This is a genomic window from Neobacillus sp. C211, assembly GCF_051842875.1.
Lineage (GTDB): Bacteria > Bacillota > Bacilli > Bacillales > Cytobacillaceae > Neobacillus.
The window spans coordinates 29,966-46,365 of the sequence record NZ_JBPXRO010000039.1; the positions used below are offsets into that span (position 1 = coordinate 29,966).

18 protein-coding genes and 4 pseudogenes are annotated in these 16,400 nt (G+C 37.0%); 4 read left to right on the plus strand and 18 right to left on the minus strand.

The window, feature by feature from the left end; genetic code table 11:
• Positions 1-10: 10 nt before the first annotated feature.
• The 8 genes and pseudogenes from ACSU6B_RS25565 to ACSU6B_RS25600 all read right to left on the minus strand — a co-directional run bounded on the left by ACSU6B_RS25565 (position 11) and on the right by ACSU6B_RS25600 (position 4,990).
• Positions 11-280, minus strand: a complete 270-nt coding sequence (locus ACSU6B_RS25565; protein WP_410889143.1) for a hypothetical protein — start codon at positions 278-280, stop codon at positions 11-13.
• 278 nt (positions 281-558) lie between these two features.
• A complete protein-coding gene (gene nagZ, locus ACSU6B_RS25570; protein ID WP_410889145.1) occupies positions 559-2,259 on the minus strand; it encodes a beta-N-acetylhexosaminidase in 1,701 nt (566 codons plus the stop codon).
• Between the two features lie 142 nt (positions 2,260-2,401).
• Positions 2,402-2,497 (minus strand): annotated as a pseudogene (locus tag ACSU6B_RS25575) (HAD-IB family hydrolase); the annotation flags it as partial.
• A 1-nt stretch (position 2,498) separates the two neighbouring features.
• Positions 2,499-3,356 carry a DegV family protein gene (locus tag ACSU6B_RS25580; RefSeq protein WP_410889147.1) on the minus strand — a complete coding sequence of 286 codons (858 nt, stop codon included), beginning with the start codon at positions 3,354-3,356 and terminating at the stop codon, positions 2,499-2,501.
• 280 nt (positions 3,357-3,636) lie between these two features.
• Entirely contained in the window at positions 3,637-4,089 is a 453-nt protein-coding gene (locus ACSU6B_RS25585; protein WP_410889148.1) for a DMT family transporter, read from the minus strand.
• A 12-nt stretch (positions 4,090-4,101) separates the two neighbouring features.
• Positions 4,102-4,440, minus strand: a complete 339-nt coding sequence (locus tag ACSU6B_RS25590) for a hypothetical protein (RefSeq protein WP_410889150.1) — start codon at positions 4,438-4,440, stop codon at positions 4,102-4,104.
• 21 nt (positions 4,441-4,461) lie between these two features.
• Positions 4,462-4,746, minus strand: coding sequence for a hypothetical protein (locus tag ACSU6B_RS25595; RefSeq protein ID WP_410889152.1), 285 nt, complete (start codon positions 4,744-4,746; stop codon positions 4,462-4,464).
• 61 nt (positions 4,747-4,807) lie between these two features.
• A complete protein-coding gene (locus tag ACSU6B_RS25600; RefSeq protein ID WP_410889154.1) occupies positions 4,808-4,990 on the minus strand; it encodes a hypothetical protein in 183 nt (60 codons plus the stop codon).
• A 186-nt stretch (positions 4,991-5,176) separates the two neighbouring features.
• Between ACSU6B_RS25600 and ACSU6B_RS25605 the strand changes: the two genes are divergently transcribed.
• A complete protein-coding gene (locus tag ACSU6B_RS25605) occupies positions 5,177-5,320 on the plus strand; it encodes a hypothetical protein (RefSeq protein ID WP_410889156.1) in 144 nt (47 codons plus the stop codon).
• 18 nt (positions 5,321-5,338) lie between these two features.
• Here ACSU6B_RS25605 and ACSU6B_RS25610 read toward each other — a convergent pair whose 3' ends face one another.
• The 4 genes from ACSU6B_RS25610 to ACSU6B_RS25625 form a co-directional block, all read right to left on the minus strand.
• A complete protein-coding gene (locus tag ACSU6B_RS25610; protein WP_410889158.1) occupies positions 5,339-6,001 on the minus strand; it encodes a FusB/FusC family EF-G-binding protein in 663 nt (220 codons plus the stop codon).
• 99 nt (positions 6,002-6,100) lie between these two features.
• The gene (locus ACSU6B_RS25615) at positions 6,101-6,370 is read right to left on the minus strand and encodes a CD3324 family protein (protein ID WP_214999404.1); all 270 of its coding nucleotides are present in this window, start codon (positions 6,368-6,370) and stop codon (positions 6,101-6,103) included.
• Positions 6,371-7,264: 894 nt separating this feature from the next.
• Positions 7,265-7,807 carry a DUF6241 domain-containing protein gene (locus ACSU6B_RS25620; RefSeq protein ID WP_410889160.1) on the minus strand — a complete coding sequence of 181 codons (543 nt, stop codon included), beginning with the start codon at positions 7,805-7,807 and terminating at the stop codon, positions 7,265-7,267.
• 21 nt (positions 7,808-7,828) lie between these two features.
• Positions 7,829-8,770 carry a hypothetical protein gene (locus tag ACSU6B_RS25625; protein ID WP_410889161.1) on the minus strand — a complete coding sequence of 314 codons (942 nt, stop codon included), beginning with the start codon at positions 8,768-8,770 and terminating at the stop codon, positions 7,829-7,831.
• 182 nt (positions 8,771-8,952) lie between these two features.
• Between ACSU6B_RS25625 and ACSU6B_RS25630 the strand changes: the two genes are divergently transcribed.
• The 3 genes and pseudogenes from ACSU6B_RS25630 to ACSU6B_RS25640 all read left to right on the plus strand — a co-directional run.
• Positions 8,953-10,095, plus strand: a complete 1,143-nt coding sequence (locus tag ACSU6B_RS25630; RefSeq protein ID WP_410889163.1) for a helix-turn-helix domain-containing protein — start codon at positions 8,953-8,955, stop codon at positions 10,093-10,095.
• Positions 10,096-10,284: 189 nt separating this feature from the next.
• A pseudogene (locus ACSU6B_RS25635) lies at positions 10,285-11,737 on the plus strand (IS1182 family transposase).
• A 483-nt stretch (positions 11,738-12,220) separates the two neighbouring features.
• Positions 12,221-12,631: pseudogene (locus tag ACSU6B_RS25640) on the plus strand (DUF3888 domain-containing protein); the annotation flags it as partial.
• Between the two features lie 543 nt (positions 12,632-13,174).
• Here the strand turns inward: ACSU6B_RS25640 and ACSU6B_RS25645 are convergent.
• From ACSU6B_RS25645 to ACSU6B_RS25670, 6 genes and pseudogenes are all read right to left on the minus strand, one after another.
• Positions 13,175-13,312 carry a hypothetical protein gene (locus ACSU6B_RS25645; RefSeq protein ID WP_410889165.1) on the minus strand — a complete coding sequence of 46 codons (138 nt, stop codon included), beginning with the start codon at positions 13,310-13,312 and terminating at the stop codon, positions 13,175-13,177.
• Positions 13,313-13,409: 97 nt separating this feature from the next.
• On the minus strand, positions 13,410-14,159 hold the full coding sequence (locus ACSU6B_RS25650) for an ABC transporter permease (RefSeq protein ID WP_410889166.1): 750 nt from the start codon (positions 14,157-14,159) through the stop codon (positions 13,410-13,412).
• The gene (locus ACSU6B_RS25655) at positions 14,160-14,921 is read right to left on the minus strand and encodes an ABC transporter ATP-binding protein (RefSeq protein ID WP_410889168.1); all 762 of its coding nucleotides are present in this window, start codon (positions 14,919-14,921) and stop codon (positions 14,160-14,162) included.
• 145 nt (positions 14,922-15,066) lie between these two features.
• Positions 15,067-15,206: pseudogene (locus ACSU6B_RS25660) on the minus strand (DUF1048 domain-containing protein); the annotation flags it as partial.
• Positions 15,207-15,258: 52 nt separating this feature from the next.
• Complete coding sequence (locus tag ACSU6B_RS25665; protein WP_394138921.1) at positions 15,259-15,600, minus strand: DUF1048 domain-containing protein; 342 nt, start codon at positions 15,598-15,600, stop codon at positions 15,259-15,261.
• Position 15,601: 1 nt separating this feature from the next.
• Positions 15,602-15,943 carry a PadR family transcriptional regulator gene (locus ACSU6B_RS25670; RefSeq protein WP_410889169.1) on the minus strand — a complete coding sequence of 114 codons (342 nt, stop codon included), beginning with the start codon at positions 15,941-15,943 and terminating at the stop codon, positions 15,602-15,604.
• Positions 15,944-16,400: the final 457 nt, after the last annotated feature.

The window sequence follows — 16,400 nt, forward strand, 5'->3', positions numbered from 1 at the left end:
AATACTTGGATCAGCTAAGTTTCCCCTGAAATTGGTCATATTTTTTCATTTCATCGATTGTCTCTTCTATTTCCCTGATAAAATGATCAAATAGTTGAGAGTTCCCTGATTCATTAAAGTTTTGTTTATCGATGGAATTAAGTAAAGCAATTACCCCTTTAAACTTTAAGTCATCAAAAAATGGGATTCGGCTTTCCCCGATCATTTCCCCTTTTACTTCAAGCTTCCCTTTGCCATTCTCCAACTTAAATGTGACTTTTTGCGTATTTTCAATTTCCAATTATGGTCACCCCAATAAAATATAAGTTTATTTCTTATTTATAAATATTATAGTGCCATAAAGAAATTAATTGGATTCAAAAAAAGGAACAACTTTGTACTTTTTCGAATTGTTATAACAAAAGAAAAACCGCTAAACTTAAATAGGATTAGAGTTTAGCGGTTTGAGTTACTTAAACCGATTCATTGGCGTGCTGGGCTGCCTTTTTAAATTTTTCTAAAATTACCTTACTTCAAAAAAATGTTTTATTACATTTAATTTAACTTGCCATATTATTTTTAGCTAGGGTTGTTATATATAGAGTAATGATCAAGAGACAAGATTTGAGTCCTAGTAGAAAAAACAAACTTTAAGGTATGGGTTCCAACTGTATAGCTGATAATTTCTTCCTTGTTACTTGTTTTAACATCTGATTTCGGAGAACCAAAATATTTCTTTATATCCTCTTTGGTTAAGGTTTTTAAACTCGGATCATAAGATCGAATCTCAAACAATTGCTGCCCTTTATTATAAGCCACAACAATATTTTTTTGGCTATATGTGCAATAAGTGCCTTTAGCTGTATCAACATAATCACATTTATCTTCTTTTCCCCAGATCTTTCTCACTTCATCAATTGTGGTGCTTTTTAGATGAAAATCAGAGTTTAGTATCGAACCATCCTTTGCTTTAGTTGCTATATTTAAAAGTAATTTACTCTTTGCTATATTCGTTGTAGTAGTAGTATTTGAAATAGTTGTTGTTAGTTGATAATTTAGATTATTTACATCTACAGGTGAAACTTTATTATTATTAATATGATATTTATGTTTCAAAGTTAAAATCCTGTATACACTCTTATTTATAGTATCTTCTGAAATAGTATGATTTGTCACTGCTGAATAAATACTGTTGTAGACAGTAGCCACATTTTCCATTCCATGACCAACTAAAATAATGTCGCTCCCCGCATTTACAGCCCTTACAGCTGCATCTTTCAACTTGTAGTGCTTTACAATAGCACCCATTGTCATATCATCTGAAATGACAACCCCCCCAAATCCATATTGATTACGCAATAGATTTGTAATAATGGTTTTGGACATAGATGCCGGATAATTAGGATCAATTTTTTGAACTAATATGTGAGCAACCATCACCATATCAGCGTGATTTTTGAAAGCATTGTTAAAAGGAACTAATTCAACCTTTTTTAGTCTTGTAAGATCGTTCTTTACTAATGGTAGTTCCAAATGAGAATCAACGGAAGTGTCTCCGTGTCCAGGGAAATGTTTTACAACCGGAATGATTTTCCCAGAACCGATACCTTTCATCATGCTAACCCCCAGTTTTGAAACAACACTGGAATTTGATCCAAATGAACGGTCCCCAATAACAGCATTATTAGGATTACTTTGGATATCTAGAACGGGAGCGAAATCTGTGTTAAATCCAAAAGCTTGCAATTCAGTTGCGATTACCTTACCGATATTAAATGCGTATTTTTCATCATTTTTATTTCCAATGATTCTTGCACTGGGTGTGTTTTTGATTGATGATGGCATTCGGTTTACCCTTCCACCTTCTTGGTCGACGGATATAAATAATGGAATCTTATTCTTGCTGTTTGTAGCTTTAATATTATTTGTTAAGTTTACTAATTGAGGAGCATCCTTAACATTCGTTTGATATAGGATTAACCCGCCCAGCTTGTATTTATTAATAAGGGTTTGTGTATTTGTGTTAACAGTTGTACCATCAAAACCTGCGATTATCATTTGCCCGATTTTCTCATTTAAAGTCATCTTTTTTAATTGCTCTTGAATGGGATCTATCTTAGGTGGTAAAGTTGTCTTTTGGTTATCTTTAGTTTGGCTAGTATTAATATCTTTTTGTTTATCCATTTTATTACTATTATTATTTGTATTATTCTGTGAACAACCATTAATAAGTGTTAATGTACTCAAAATGAACAGCATTTTCATCATCAACTTTTTCATTGTGTTGCTCCTTCCAGTAAAAATCTAATGATTGTTTTTCTATTCGATTTAGACACTATTTTGTACCGTATCTCCATATTTTTGAAATAAATAATCCACCTACTATTATACCAATTATTCGTTACTTAATTATTTACCATTTCTAATGATTAGCTACTTCTAAAAGACGAGGTTCTGGGTTAACAGCAACAGGATTTCCTACTAATTCAAGAACATTTAAATCCGTGTAACTGTCCCCACTATCCCAACACTTCTAAGCCTGCAATTCCGATGCCGCCAGGTCCAGCATGAGTAGAGATCATTGCACCGGCTTGAATCCACTTTACATTTTTGAAACCAGATTCTTTTACGATTTCATCCATCCTCTGCTTGATCGTTTCATCGAGTCCGATAGAGTAAATAAGATAAAGTTGTCCTCTATCAATGTCATATTGATTTAAATAATCTCGGATGAGTTTTTCTGAAACAGCTTCCATTTTCCCACGATATTTTTTTGTTGAAACAAGTTTTCCATCAATTAGTTCAATACGCGGCTTTATTTTTAACAAAGCCCCTCCTAGATATGCTAGATTACTTACACGTCCTCCTGCTCTTAAAAATTCTAAGCTGCCGGGAACGAAAGCCAGTCTTGATTTAGGAATCTTTGATTCAATCTTCTCTACTAAGCGAACCGGGTCAATCAAGGGTTCATTCTCTAACAAGTTAACCGCATACATCACAATCGCAGTTAATCCACCTGTAACGTTCAAAGCATCAATTAAATAGATATCATTCAATTCTTCCGCTGCGATGATCGCATTTTGGAAAGAAGAAGATGCCTTTGACGTATAACCAATATGTATGATGATGCAATCAGGAAAATCATCTTTTATCTTCGTGAAAAATTCAAGATATTCATGCGAGTTTGTGGACGTTGTAGAGGGTATTGTTTTTGTCCGCTCGTAATACTCATAAATATCCGTAACAGGTAACGTACCATCTAAATAATCCTGCCCATCCATGATCACGTGCATCGGGACCACTTGAACATTATGTTTTTCAGCTAATTCCTCTGGTAAATCCGCACCACTCTCTGTCGACAAAATCAATCTTTTCATAAATGTCCTCCTATATAAAAAGCGGTTACTATTCGTTCTGCAATTTTAAGTTCTACTCTACTATACATCAAAGATTATCACTAGTAGGGAAGTAATTCTTCACACACTAACATAAAAATAGACGTTAAGTGCTGCTTAACGTCTATTTACGGAAAACTGAAAAATGACTTTTTCAAAGCGACTAAATTTAATTAACAAATAAATAATCCCTGAGTCACCGCGATTGGATTCAGGGGTTTATTTCCCATGTTTTTCTTTCACCGAGCTTTAATTCTCTATCTCAAAACCATTTACTATTCCCCTTAAATATCAAAAACAACGAGATGAGTAATAAGACTAAACCTGTGATGCGGTACCAATCAATTGGTATCGGTTGTTTGATGAAGATCCCAAAGTGATCAAGTGCCACACTTATAAATAACTGTCCAACAATTACAGCTGTAATCGCTGAAGCCACTCCAATTTTAGGTACTACGGCTACCATAATCGTTACATATCCAACTCCAAGTGCTCCACCTATTAGTTGCCATTTCGGAACGGTTGTTACTTTTAATAAATCTCCTTTACCTAGAAAAATAGCAAGTAATAAGAGAATGATTGTACCGATAAAAAACGAAACAAAACTACCCTCGATAACTCCAATCCTTTTTCCCAACACACCATTTATTCCGGCTTGTGTTCCTATTAAAGACCCGCCGATTATGGCTAATAGTAAATAAATAAACATTGACATCTTTATACCACCTTATTGATCACTACTTAAAATGCTAAGGGTGTCTTCCAAATTTCTTAAATGGTAGTGTTTAACAGACTCATCTAGATTCATTACAACTTTGAGGACTAAATCTAAAACAAATTTATTAATAATAACGGATAGTTCTAATATGTATCCATTAATATCCTCTACCGTTTTACTTCCATTAATCGTTTGGCCTCTATTGCTAGTTACTTTTGCTAGAGTTTGATGAGAAACAACCAGCACATGGTACGTATGAGATTCCCGTGCTTTTTTTGCATTATAGAGGGCATCACCGATTTGAAGCAATTTCTTATCATAGAAAGTTGTTTGCTGGCTAGTAACCATTTCGAGAAATTCTACTAATTTTTACCTTAGATCGGGTTCGAGTCTTCCGCGTAAAAAATTGCAAAGCTTTGCATGTGACTCAGAAATATCCCTGACTGTGCCTGTGTCTCTATAACCTTCTTCGTCGGCTAAATAGAGCTGCAGCAACGCACCTGTTAAAATATAATGAGAGTAATATCCTGCGGTTACGGACCAGCAGTGTGTATTGTTTTTATATAAATGTTCAGACACGGTCCAATCATACCAGCCCGCGGTTAAATAGGAAAATAGCATTTCAGACCACTCAGCTTCTTTCCAGAAATTCAATGGATTTTCACCTCTACCTGGCTATGTATATAGTTTTTATATTTAGTTCTCAACCATTTGTTCATCTGTGCATAATCCATTTGATGAACCAGTCTGCGGGTGCTTTTGTATTTCCTGCCAAAAATATCTTTCCTAATTCACTTAGTTCCTCTTCATGATTTCCTCTACTAAAATAAATATGATCATCCATTTTTGTAATTAAAAACCCTCTCAAACTTAGGGCATGAGCTAATTGATCAATCAATCTTATCAACTCCTATCCGAATTTAAAACACCATTTTAATTAAATTCAACAAAACCATACCTATTCCTTTAATTTTAGTAATAGAACAAATTACTAGTTTAAGATCTTTTTTATTAATCAAGTATGTATACATATGAATTGGTAAAAGCTGATCCGGATAAAATTTCAAAGGAGTTGAGTTGGAAAATGAATTATTGGATTATCATAACTCCAGAAGGTATTACTACTTCACCAACAGACGTAATGAATGATAACTTTCAGGTACTTGGTTTCGTCGATACGATTTCAGAAGTAGCTGCTGTCGAGAAACTAAAAAATGAAGGAAAATAAAGAACTGTCCCATATTTCTTACAGGACAGTTTTTTCTCCCAACGATTCTTTAAGGAAAGTGGTTAAATAATCGACATTGGTAATGTTCTTGTTACATTCTGTGCTATCAAAGCAAATATAGTTTCCAATCGCTTTATAGTAATCAGGATTTTTAGCCTTTTTTTCTTTTGTAACAGTGGAGATATAGGCAACCTGGCCAAATCGATTACAGAAGGAACAGATATTATCCTTATTTAGCAATGTATATTTGCATTCAATTCCAACCATTTTCTCCTCTAATTCAAACACAATAAACTTCTTATTAGTGCTGATATCCACCCAGCTTAAATATGTAAGATGATGTAGATTCATTTTGTCTAAGTCAGGGAGTTTTAATTTTTTATTTTTGGGAAACATCTTTTTCATTTGTGCTTCAGAGATCTTTGGAAATGGTAGCAAATAGACATGAAGCTGCTGAATGTATTTGTTATATTCCTGGTCGGTTTTAAGTGTAGAAAGATCTAACATTTCCTTTTGCTCATCCATTGCATTTTGAAAGAGTGCCATTATTTTCAAGTTTGCTATATCCTTAACGGCCTGAATTACATTTGGGGACGCATTTTTTTTGTAGCTATCTTTAATCAGGGCTACCTGATTATGAATAAAATTAAAGTCAGCGTTCTTTATATATTTTTCGGTCATACTTTCACCATCCTTAGATTTATTTTAAATAATAACTCTAGCTGGGAAAATGTAAAATTCAACTTAGAAATGTTCTTAACATAAAAAAGCACGGAGAAATCATCCGTGCTTTGAATACACTATTTTTTTGATTGTTTCTATTGAAAGGAAATATTCATGCGCTAATTCCTGAATACTTGTGCCGCTAGTAAAGGCGCTTTTTATATTGGAATTGCGCTGATCAAGGAGCTTTCTTCCACCGCTAAGGCTACCCCATTTTCGATAAGTCGTTTCCGGCTTAGGGATATAAATAGTTTCCCCCTGTACATATTTTTGAATTTCTCTAATAAGTTTCTCAGGTAAAATGTTGCTTGCATTTACATATTTCATGACTGCCAGCCCCTTATTTTTTAATGATTAAATAAGGTGCAAAGCCAAGAGATGAAATAGGCGATAAGTATTTAATTTAGTTTTGCCCCATGCAAAGTATCGCCTTTTCCATATTAGGCTTTGCATGAGTGGCAGAAGTACCAGACAATCTCGAAGGATTCTCCAATGTTAAGCACCCCCTTCTTGACACTATTATAACAAATGCAATCAGGGTGATGAATATTACTTTTGTTAATTTATTGTTAGAACCTGCCACATTTAATGATTTTACGAAAACTATTGTGCAGTGTAAACAATCGAAAATCTTTTTCTCCGTTGCATTTTTCTCTGTTGTAATCTATTTTAATGGTAGCAGTTAATCCCCTTCCATTTCAAATTTATCTTGTCCAACATACACACTATTCCCGGTTTCTAGCATTTTCATAGAAATACCTCCATGACTCATCCCTTACATATCCAAATCTGCGCTTACCTTCGCACCTTTTACTGGTTTACCAGACTTATGAAAACCCAATGAGCCAGGTTAAACAGACAGCCGTCATCCATCAAATTATTTACAAAATCAAGATATTACAACATGGATAAACAGCATAGTAAAACGGATTACGAATAAAGAGCAGTTACAACAGTTTTTTATAAATGAACTTACATCCAAAAATAGAATATATGGAGCTTTTCAGCTTCAAAATATAAAGCATCTTATCGAAAACGCTCATAATATTTAAGTTTGCGAGACCTTTGAAAGTCCAAAACGGTTATGAGTTATAGTATTTCAAATCAACATTTCCATTTGGACTGTTTCTACAAGCTTTTTTTATTTTACAAGTGAATGTCTTATTTCAATTGAATGAGAAATGCTTGGTACAACAAAGTGATATCCAAGTCTAAAACATCTTAAAACTCGTTAAAGCGCTCTTTTCGATACTCAGCCTCCTCTTCTTTAGTAAGCAATCTGGTTGCTTCTCCAACTGAACCTCCTTGAAGCTCCCAAATTTTATTATGGTCTGAAACAGCTTCACTAAAATCACCCACATGCCATTTCTCTAAGATGCCTATGTATAGATCACTGTGATCTAAACCGTTCTGATCTCGTTTAACCGCATCAAGTAATTGATCAATTCTTTCTTGAGTTGGTTCTAGATCACTCCATTTCTCCGAAGCATATACCTTAGAATGACTCATGGAATGGATAGCGTCTTGAACTTCAGCTTCAGTGATACCTTCTGGAAATTCTGTTTCCACTTGCGTTTCAATTACTTCATCCGCTTCCGAAGCTTCATCAGTAGGGGTCCATGTTTCAATGACCTCCTTTTCTTCGTTTTTTTCAACGTGTTTAACCGCTTCCTTTGATCCTACTAAACTAGTAGATACATAGTATCCAATCCCCAAGACAATAGTCGCAATAACGATAACGATTGAACTTCTATATTTCCCCATGGTACCTTCTCCCTTCTGTCCTTATTTCAACAGATGTTCAATTACTAAGGCAATTTTGTGATCGTATGGTTCAATCTCATCGGCAAGATGTAACAATCTTTTTTCATAATAGGAGTCTCTTTCCTTTAGGTCATTCCCTCTTTTTAACTCAGCACCAATTATTTTTAAGTGCTTAATTAATTCAGTCATTTGGTCCTCGGATGGTTTTAACTGATTGATAGTCTCCTGAAATTGGCCCCTTTTTCCAGCTGCTATTAACATCTCTTTAAAGGTATTTTTATTATTTTCATACTGCTCTCTACGATGACCGTTAGCCCCAGACGGATGCGGGAAATTAAAAAGAATCAATTCATGGGAGATTTTCCCCTCGTCAACTAGATATCTAAGAACATCAGAGACTACCTTACCTGTAGGGATTATAACAGCATTTTTTACTTGATTTAGTTCTGGGACTAATAATTCATCAATCATTTTCAAGAAAATTTCTTGACTAAAAATCTTTGGGCTGCTGCCACTATAATTTTCACCATCAATAAACACAGGGTATCTCAGGACCGAAGTAGTATGTAATAAAGAATCCTTGTCATTAAATAGCTGTTCACAGCTAGTAATATTTAAAAATTTATGTAACTCGATCCCATCGAGCATATCAATGAGGTTTCTTCTCATGGTGGTCCCGCCAAAGCTAGCATGATTCTTAGCGTTAGAAATTAGGTGTTCATAATCCTCTTCATCAATATGGTGACGTACGTAATTAAAGGCCAGCTCCATTTGAGTCCAACCAGGAGTAATTCCTAGAATGATGACTTTCGCATCCTTGTTTATAAATTCAAAAGGAGCCCAGTAAACTTCTACTTTTCCTTCCTTCGCATACAGAAACTCATCCGTAAGTAAATCCCCTCTTTCGTAGATCCCTTTTAATGGCAGCTTTCTCAGGCTATTCTCATATTTTTTAAAATACATTTCTATTCCTCCTCAATAGTTTAGCAGTATAGAGTTATTAGCGTGGGTTATCCACTTTACTAAGTGTGATAACGACAATAACAATATGTTAACCTTAAGATAACTCATGTTAACAACGTTGTCAATAAACATTTCTATATGTTATTATTGACATAACAAACGGTTAAGAAAGGGTCTAGGAAATGCCCAACTCAATTAATGAACGAATAAAAAATAGAAGAAAAGAATTAAATATGTCCCAGGCTGAACTGGCGGATCAAGTTGGCCTTAAACCGCCAGCAATTAGCCAATATGAGTCTGGTGCAAGGCGGCCTTCCTTTGAAGTTTTGAGGAAATTATCCTTTGCCTTGAAGGTATCCACTGAATATTTACTTTCTGGTTTAACCAAAGAAAAAACTCAAGAGCCCCTTGAACATTCTGACCGAGTGATCCTTCGAATTGTGAATTCACTGTCGCAGCAGGATAAGGAAAAATTAGTTGAGTATGCTGCTTTTTTAGCAACGGGCAGAAAAGTAAAAATCGATACTCTTTTTGAAACACCCTCAGAATACGCTAAATATTATCTCGAAGAAAAATTAGATCATCGTTTACCTATAGATATCTACGGTTTCGCAAAAGGATTAGGTATAAAGGTATTTGAAGATAATTTAGACGAGGGTGAGGGAATTCTGATTCAAGTGGACCACCCGATCATCCTATTGGATCGGAAAATTACAATTGAGACTAGAAAAAAATTTACGTTAGCCGCGTTAATTGGACATTACATTCTCCCATGGCATTTAAAATCAAGCTATATTTCTAGAAAATACGATCATGAAGAGGTTAAGAAAAAGGATCGAGACGAATTGCTGTTTGGCCACTCCACCCTATTAGTCGAAGAAGTAGAAGGAATGGAAGCGAATCAATTTGCTTTCAACATTCTAATGCCAACCAAAGAACTAACAACCGATTTTATTGAAAAAGATGCTACAATTGAAACATTAAAAGAACTTGCTGATAAAAAGTATAATGTGTCTTTGTTCGTACTTTTAAATAGATTAGTCGATTTTGCAGATGAAAAATATGCTGTTGTCCAGTCGCAGCATTCTAAAATTATTAAAAGTTTTCCAGGGAGCCGTAATCTAATTTCAGTTGAAAATGTGGACGAGCGGAGTAAGGCAGCGAGTTTTTTTAATAACCCAAGTGTGGTGGAGGAGATTAGAGAAGGTGAAGTGCCTGCATCTTGCTGGTTTAAGGATGCCAAGGAAAATGAAAGTGTTTATGAACAATCCGTCTATAATCCTCGATTAGGAAAAGTTTTGACTCTATTAACCATTACTGAGTGAACGTAAAGTGAGTGTTTAATAAGAAATCCTAAAAGATTATCAAAAATTAGCAAGTCCCCCCGTGCATTAAAGGAGGCCACTGAAAAAGCCCAATTTTTATAATAGAGCGTTTAATATTTCGATTTAATCGAAATATTGAACGCTTTTTGTTTTATACTTAAGTTATTAATGTATGTAGGTGGTATCGAAATGATTTCAAAACAAGAAACGCTAAATCTCAGCCCATTCATGGCGATATATGATATCGTTGTGCCAAAAAATAATATGCTTCGCCAAATCAATGAACTAGTGGACTTTTCATTCATTCTTGAAGAATTAAAAACGAAATATTGTCTCGATAACGGTCGTAATGCCATATCTCCCATTCAAATGTTCAAGTATTTATTACTTAAATCTATTTATGATTTATCAGATGTAGATGTGAAAGAACGTTCTAAATATGATATGTCCTTTAAATATTTCCTGGATATGGCACCAGAAGATTCCGTGATTAATCCAAGTTCCCTAACGAAATTCCGTAAGCTTCGTCTTAAAGATGTGGGTTTATTAGATATGCTCATTGGAAAAACAGTTGAGATTGCTCTGGAAAAAGAAATCATTAAAAGTAAAACGATTATCGTTGATGCCACACATACAAAAGCGCGTTATAACCAAAAATCACCGAAAGAATTTTTACAGGAAAAAATCCAAAAATGTGCGAAAAGCCGTTTATCAAATAAACGAATCTATAAAGGAAAAATTCCCACCGAAAACAACTTCTAACGAAGTAACGGATGAATTGGATTATTGTCGTCAAATCATTTCTGTTGTCGAAACTGAACCACAAATCGCTGCTATTCCTGCCGTCAAAGAAAAATTAAATGTACTAAAAGAAGTAGTTGTGGATTACACGGAACAGCTGAGCTATTCAACTGATCCCGATGCGCGTATCGGACATAAATCAGCGGATTCTTCTTTCTTTGGATTTAAAACACATCTAGCTATGAATGATGAACGAATTATTACAGCGGCAGTTGTGACAACAGGTGAAAAAAGTGATGGAAAATACCTGCGGGATTTAATTGAAAAAAGCCGAGAAACAGGAATGGAAATTGACACCGTCATTGGGGACACAGCTTACTCTGAAAAAGACAATATTGTCTATACTAAAGAAAATAAACTTGCACTTGTTTCTAAATTACATCCACATATTACACATGGTAGACGGACAAAAGAAGAAGAGTTTGAATTTAATAAAGATGCAGGGATGTATGTCTGTAAGGCAGGGCATATGGCCATCCGAAAAAAGTATGAGGAAAGAAAAGGCCAAGATAAAAATCCTAGAATTAAGTACCATTTTGATATTGAAAAATGTAAAGCTTGTCCTTTAAGTGAGGGATGTTATAAAGAAGGAGCGAAAAGTAAAACATATTCTGTGACTGTCAAATCAACAGAACATACAGATCAAGAAGAATTTCAAAATACTAAAGAATTTAAAGAACTAGCCAAATCACGCTATAAAATTGAAGCGAAAAATAGTGAATTGAAACACAGACACGGGTATGATACGGCCTCATCCTCGGGTCTATTTGGGATGCAAATCCAAGGGGCAACAGCGATATTCGTTGTCAACCTTAAGCGGATACTCACGCTTCTAAATTAAAAAGGGTAAAGAATAGACAAAGAAATAGGCAACTTCTTGTTTAAATTAAACAGAAGTTGCCTATTTTCATACAAATCTAGCCTGTAAATTTTAAAAAACGCAAGTTTTTCAGTGGCCTCCGCTTAAGCGCCGAGGAGGCTCCCCGCTACGCCCGCGGAAAGCGAAGCGCCTGGAGCGCAAATCAACAAACAAATTAATAAAGACATAAAAAAGACTGCCGGCAAACCCAGGTTTTTCGGATTTGTCGACAGTCTGAGACCTCCTGTATAGAGGTCTTTTTTTCTCTTAATACGAATCTGGTTCAAATGGAACGTAAGGAGTCATCTTTCACTTCAACTAACCTGCTCGTTAATGGAACAACAAAAGAAGGCTGCCGAAGCAACAGATTGGTTTCTAAGGTAACGTACCCGTTCAATAAGCACATACCCTATTCAAAAAAGGTAATAATAAATTAAATAGTTGAAAAGAGGTGTATTAAAAAGAATGAAAAAGATGCTAATCGCTTTTATACTATCCTTTCTTACTATTACTTCTTTTCAAACAACAACAGCTTCCGCAGATAAACCAACTCAAGATTCCGAAGAACTTCGTTTACAGGATATGCTTATGAATTTGCTTACTCCTTATATCAGAGAAGATTTGAATAAGTATTATTATCCGAAGATTTTAAAGGATTTTTCACCTCAAGTCTCTCCATGGTTAATTGAAGTGATTGAAACAAGAAGAGTAAATGGCTTCCGTGGCTTAATATTGGAGATTACATTTGAAATCGTGCCTGACGATAGCGGACACCATGTTCGAGTAGGGAAGGACCGAATGACATATCGGATTTCTTATGGACCTGAAGTGAAGTTAATAACTCACACGCACTTAAAGACATATAAATACCCTCCTCCTGACTTGCACTTACAGGGATCGTTTGATTTTAATAAGCTGCCACATTTGTTTAAATATGTTCTTAAGAAACCTTTTTAGGTTAATGTTACTGCCAATAAAAGATGCAAACTCGTCTATTCCTTCTTCAACTCAACTCCCGTTGCTGAACAAGAAAAGCGAATGTTCTTATTAAACAATCGCACCCGTTACTTTAATACATTTCTTCACATACTTAACTTTTATTTCAGAAATACTGTTCCGTTTGTTCATTTAGAAACAGAGATTTTTATATTCTCTCATAACTCATTTACATTCCCAACTACCCTTTTGCCAAGGATATCATTTCATTGGATAAGACGGAATAAAACAACTTATTACCCGATTTAAGGGAGAAAAATTCTCTCTTTTCATGTTACCTTAAAATTTCTTCCTTCAATTGAAAAAACTATGAATTACATTCCAACTGAAATGTAATCCATAGTTCCTTAAGTTAATAACGTTGATTTCTAAAGCGATTTTGCTTCGGAATCTACTCTTTACTGTCAATTTTATCTATGGGCTTTATTCTTTTAATTTCTCCTCCTGCGAAAGAGCACTACCCGCTGTAAATTCTTCTAATGCATCCTGGCAACCCCGAGTTGTATAAGTGATCAATGCGCCTCCAACCACACCATATTTTGAGGGTTTCCATGATTTCATCGATGGTTGCACCGCATTTAAGTAGCCTTCCATGTGTAGCAAATGCATTCATCGTAGGGGCTGACTATTGATAGGGGCTAATCCCTTAATGGTGTACTTACCCTAACTGTCGTTTAAATGCTTTACTGGCGATGAAGTAAGCGATGACCATGATACCGACGCACCAGGCAAGCGCGATCCAGATATCGTTGCCAACAGACCCTTCATACAAGAGGGCTCGAATCGCATTCACGATTGAAGTCACGGGCTGGTTCTCAGCGAACGCACGGACAATTTTAGGCATGGTTTCGGTAGGGACAAAGGCCGAACTGATAAACGGCAGGAAAATCAGCGGATACGAGTAGGCTGTCGCCCCTTCCATAGACCCCGCTGTCAATCCGGGAATGACCGCCAGCCATGTCAGCGCCAGCGTAAACAGCCCGAGTATCCCAGCTACTGCGAGCCAATCCAGGATACCAGCACTGGAACGGAAGCCCATCAAGAGCGCGATGAGGATAACTACCACGACAGTAAGCGCATTGGAAACAAGCGAAGTCAACACGTGAGCCCACAATACCGATGAGCGCTTGATGGGCATGGTAATGAAACGCGCCATCAATCCGCTCTTTACATCGTTAAACAGCCGCAAGGAAGTGTAAGCGACGCCGGAAGCGATAGCCATCAGCAAGATTCCCGGCAATAAATAATTGACGTAGTTGTCCGTACCTGTCTCTATGGCGCCGCCAAATACGTAGACAAACAGCAGCATCATCATAATCGGTGTAATCGCCACCGTAATAATCGTATCCGGGCTGCGCATGATGTTGCGCATTAATCGTCCTAATATTACCCCTGTTTTGCTTTTCATTTACATATCCTCCTTTTTGCCGATGATCGCGAGGAAAATTTCCTCCAATGTTGGCTGCTTCTCGATATACTCCACTTTCGTTGGCGGGAACATCTCTTTGAGTTCTTTAAGGGTACCGGTTGTGATGATTTTCCCGCCATGCAGGATGGCGATATGGTCAGCCAGCTGTTCGGCTTCCTCCAGATACTGGGTCGTCAGCAAGATGGTCGTGCCTCCGCCGGCAAGCTCTTTGACGGTATCCCAGACTTCAATCCGCGCTTCGGGGTCAAGCCCTGTCGTCGGTTCGTCGAGAAAAATGACTTCTGGCGTCCCAATCAGGCTCATGGCGATGTCAAGCCGGCGCTTCATCCCGCCGGAATACTTATCCGCCCGGCGGTTGGCCGCATCGGTCAGGCTGAATCTTGCAAGCTGATTGTCAGCGACTTGAGCGGGATTGGAAACTCCTCGCAACTTGGCGATCATCATCAGGTTTTCCCTTCCTGTGAGCATACCGTCTAAAGCTGCGAACTGTCCTGTCAGGCTGATGCTCTGGCGAACATGATCCGGTTGACGCTGGACGTCAAAGCCGCAAATACCGACTTCGCCGCCATCGGGCTTCATCAGCGTCGAGAGGATGTTGACCGTCGTCGTCTTGCCCGCTCCATTTGAGCCCAGCAGGGCGAAAATTTCGCCACGCCGCACCTCAAAATCCACCCCCTTTAAGACTTCCTTATTTTTAAAGGATTTTTTTAACCCTTTTACAGAAATCGCTGCATTGCTCATACTTTTTTCCTCCTTATAATAAGCGCAGCAATGCGCTAGATTGGCTATACTTCACTAATCTGTCTGACTGATATTCTGTATTACTTACTACCAGTTTAAAAATATAACTGAATAGTGAAGGTGACACATTTCCGTAACCAGCTATTCAGTCGAAATTATCTATTGAATTTACTTTTTTCCATCGCATCATGATACGCTGATTCAAATCTTCACGATACTTGGCGACATAGGTTTTAGCGGTAGCCACTAGTTCTTCGGAAAGGAAGCCAAGTCGCCCCCAGTGACGGTTTGCGTGGTTAATGTCGATGCTAGGTGACACTCCACTTGGAATTCACCGTTAGCCACGACCAATCGTATCATTCAACTTCTTGCGATATTTGTCCTTCCAAGTTTGCTCATCCTTCACCAAGTCGTCGCAGAAAGCAGCCACGTCCTCGCCCGTAAGGTCAGTGACTTTCTTGCCTTCCGCTGCTCCTTCCTCGAAGAGGTCGAGAATGCCGACAAAGATACGGCTGCTGTCCTTCCAGTCGGTGGGACCACCACCAGCAGTCCACATATATTTTTGGATAGCTTTGTAAGCATTGCGGTACTCACTTGGAAGTGCCTTCGCACGTGCCTCCATTTCCCTCCATTCCCGCTTGTCATCCAGACTTCCGATAATTTTTTCAAAAATATTCATTTTACTTCTCTCCTTTTGATTTTATTTTAGTCTTAAGTTCGTTAATTTTACTTGAGATAAAATCCCATTTTTTCCAAAAAATCTCACGCTGGACTTGACCTGCTGCGTTGAGTGTGTAAAATTTTCTCGGCGGTCCCATAGTGGATGGCTTTTTCTCGATGTCCACCAGATTGTTTTTCTCAAGCCGCATGGTAATCGTATAAACTGTGCCTTCAACCACATCAGTGAAGCCAAGTTCTCGCAGCTGTTGCGTGATTTCATAGCCATAAGTTTCGCCACGGCTGATGATTTCAAGCACACAACCTTCAAGCACCCCTTTCAGCATTTCCGTGATGTTTTCCATTCTTTACCTCCATTTATATTTTACTTATATTTTTTCAGTACTCTGTAACACGGGTATTTTGTGTTACTGATATTAAGTATTACTGACTACTGGTATATAGTATTACTAATTAGCGTCACTTGTCAATAAAACTTTTCGTCAAAAAAGCCCTAATTACGACTTCAAAGATGTTTTTATCAAATTTGACAGCTTAGACTTTAGCCAGACACGTGATTATTCTCAAGAAGAGCTAAATAATTTAAAAATAATTGGTGAAGGGTTTGATGACCAAGAACTCGCTCATTTTCGTGGACTGATTTACATGTTAAAGTGACCAAAATGATGAATAGTAATACAAACGGTCTCGACTTCGCAAAAAAAGCAGACGACTATTCAGTTACAAACGCATCGAGTCAATTAATTTGATGCGTTTGTTATTTTAGGGATAGGCTTATCAATAAGTTTGTGAAGAAATGTA

Excerpts from the sequence above, each read along its gene's own strand:
- ACSU6B_RS25645 (WP_410889165.1), bottom strand. The coding sequence starts at position 13,312 with ATGAAATCATGGAAACCCTCAAAATATGGTGTGGTTGGAGGCGCATTG.
- ACSU6B_RS25580 (WP_410889147.1), bottom strand. The coding sequence starts at position 3,356 with ATGAAAAGATTGATTTTGTCGACAGAGAGTGGTGCGGATTTACCAGAG.
- ACSU6B_RS25585 (WP_410889148.1), bottom strand. The coding sequence starts at position 4,089 with ATGTCAATGTTTATTTATTTACTATTAGCCATAATCGGCGGGTCTTTA.
- ACSU6B_RS25625 (WP_410889161.1), bottom strand. The coding sequence starts at position 8,770 with ATGTATTTTAAAAAATATGAGAATAGCCTGAGAAAGCTGCCATTAAAA.
- ACSU6B_RS25665 (WP_394138921.1), bottom strand. The coding sequence starts at position 15,600 with ATGAATATTTTTGAAAAAATTATCGGAAGTCTGGATGACAAGCGGGAA.
- ACSU6B_RS25670 (WP_410889169.1), bottom strand. The coding sequence starts at position 15,943 with ATGGAAAACATCACGGAAATGCTGAAAGGGGTGCTTGAAGGTTGTGTG.
- ACSU6B_RS25620 (WP_410889160.1), bottom strand. The coding sequence starts at position 7,807 with ATGGGGAAATATAGAAGTTCAATCGTTATCGTTATTGCGACTATTGTC.
- ACSU6B_RS25655 (WP_410889168.1), bottom strand. The coding sequence starts at position 14,921 with ATGAGCAATGCAGCGATTTCTGTAAAAGGGTTAAAAAAATCCTTTAAA.
- ACSU6B_RS25590 (WP_410889150.1), bottom strand. The coding sequence starts at position 4,440 with ATGGTTACTAGCCAGCAAACAACTTTCTATGATAAGAAATTGCTTCAA.
- ACSU6B_RS25615 (WP_214999404.1), bottom strand. The coding sequence starts at position 6,370 with ATGAAATATGTAAATGCAAGCAACATTTTACCTGAGAAACTTATTAGA.
- nagZ (WP_410889145.1), bottom strand. The coding sequence starts at position 2,259 with ATGAAAAAGTTGATGATGAAAATGCTGTTCATTTTGAGTACATTAACA.
- ACSU6B_RS25650 (WP_410889166.1), bottom strand. The coding sequence starts at position 14,159 with ATGAAAAGCAAAACAGGGGTAATATTAGGACGATTAATGCGCAACATC.
- ACSU6B_RS25605 (WP_410889156.1), top strand. The coding sequence starts at position 5,177 with ATGAATTATTGGATTATCATAACTCCAGAAGGTATTACTACTTCACCA.
- ACSU6B_RS25630 (WP_410889163.1), top strand. The coding sequence starts at position 8,953 with ATGCCCAACTCAATTAATGAACGAATAAAAAATAGAAGAAAAGAATTA.
- ACSU6B_RS25610 (WP_410889158.1), bottom strand. The coding sequence starts at position 6,001 with ATGACCGAAAAATATATAAAGAACGCTGACTTTAATTTTATTCATAAT.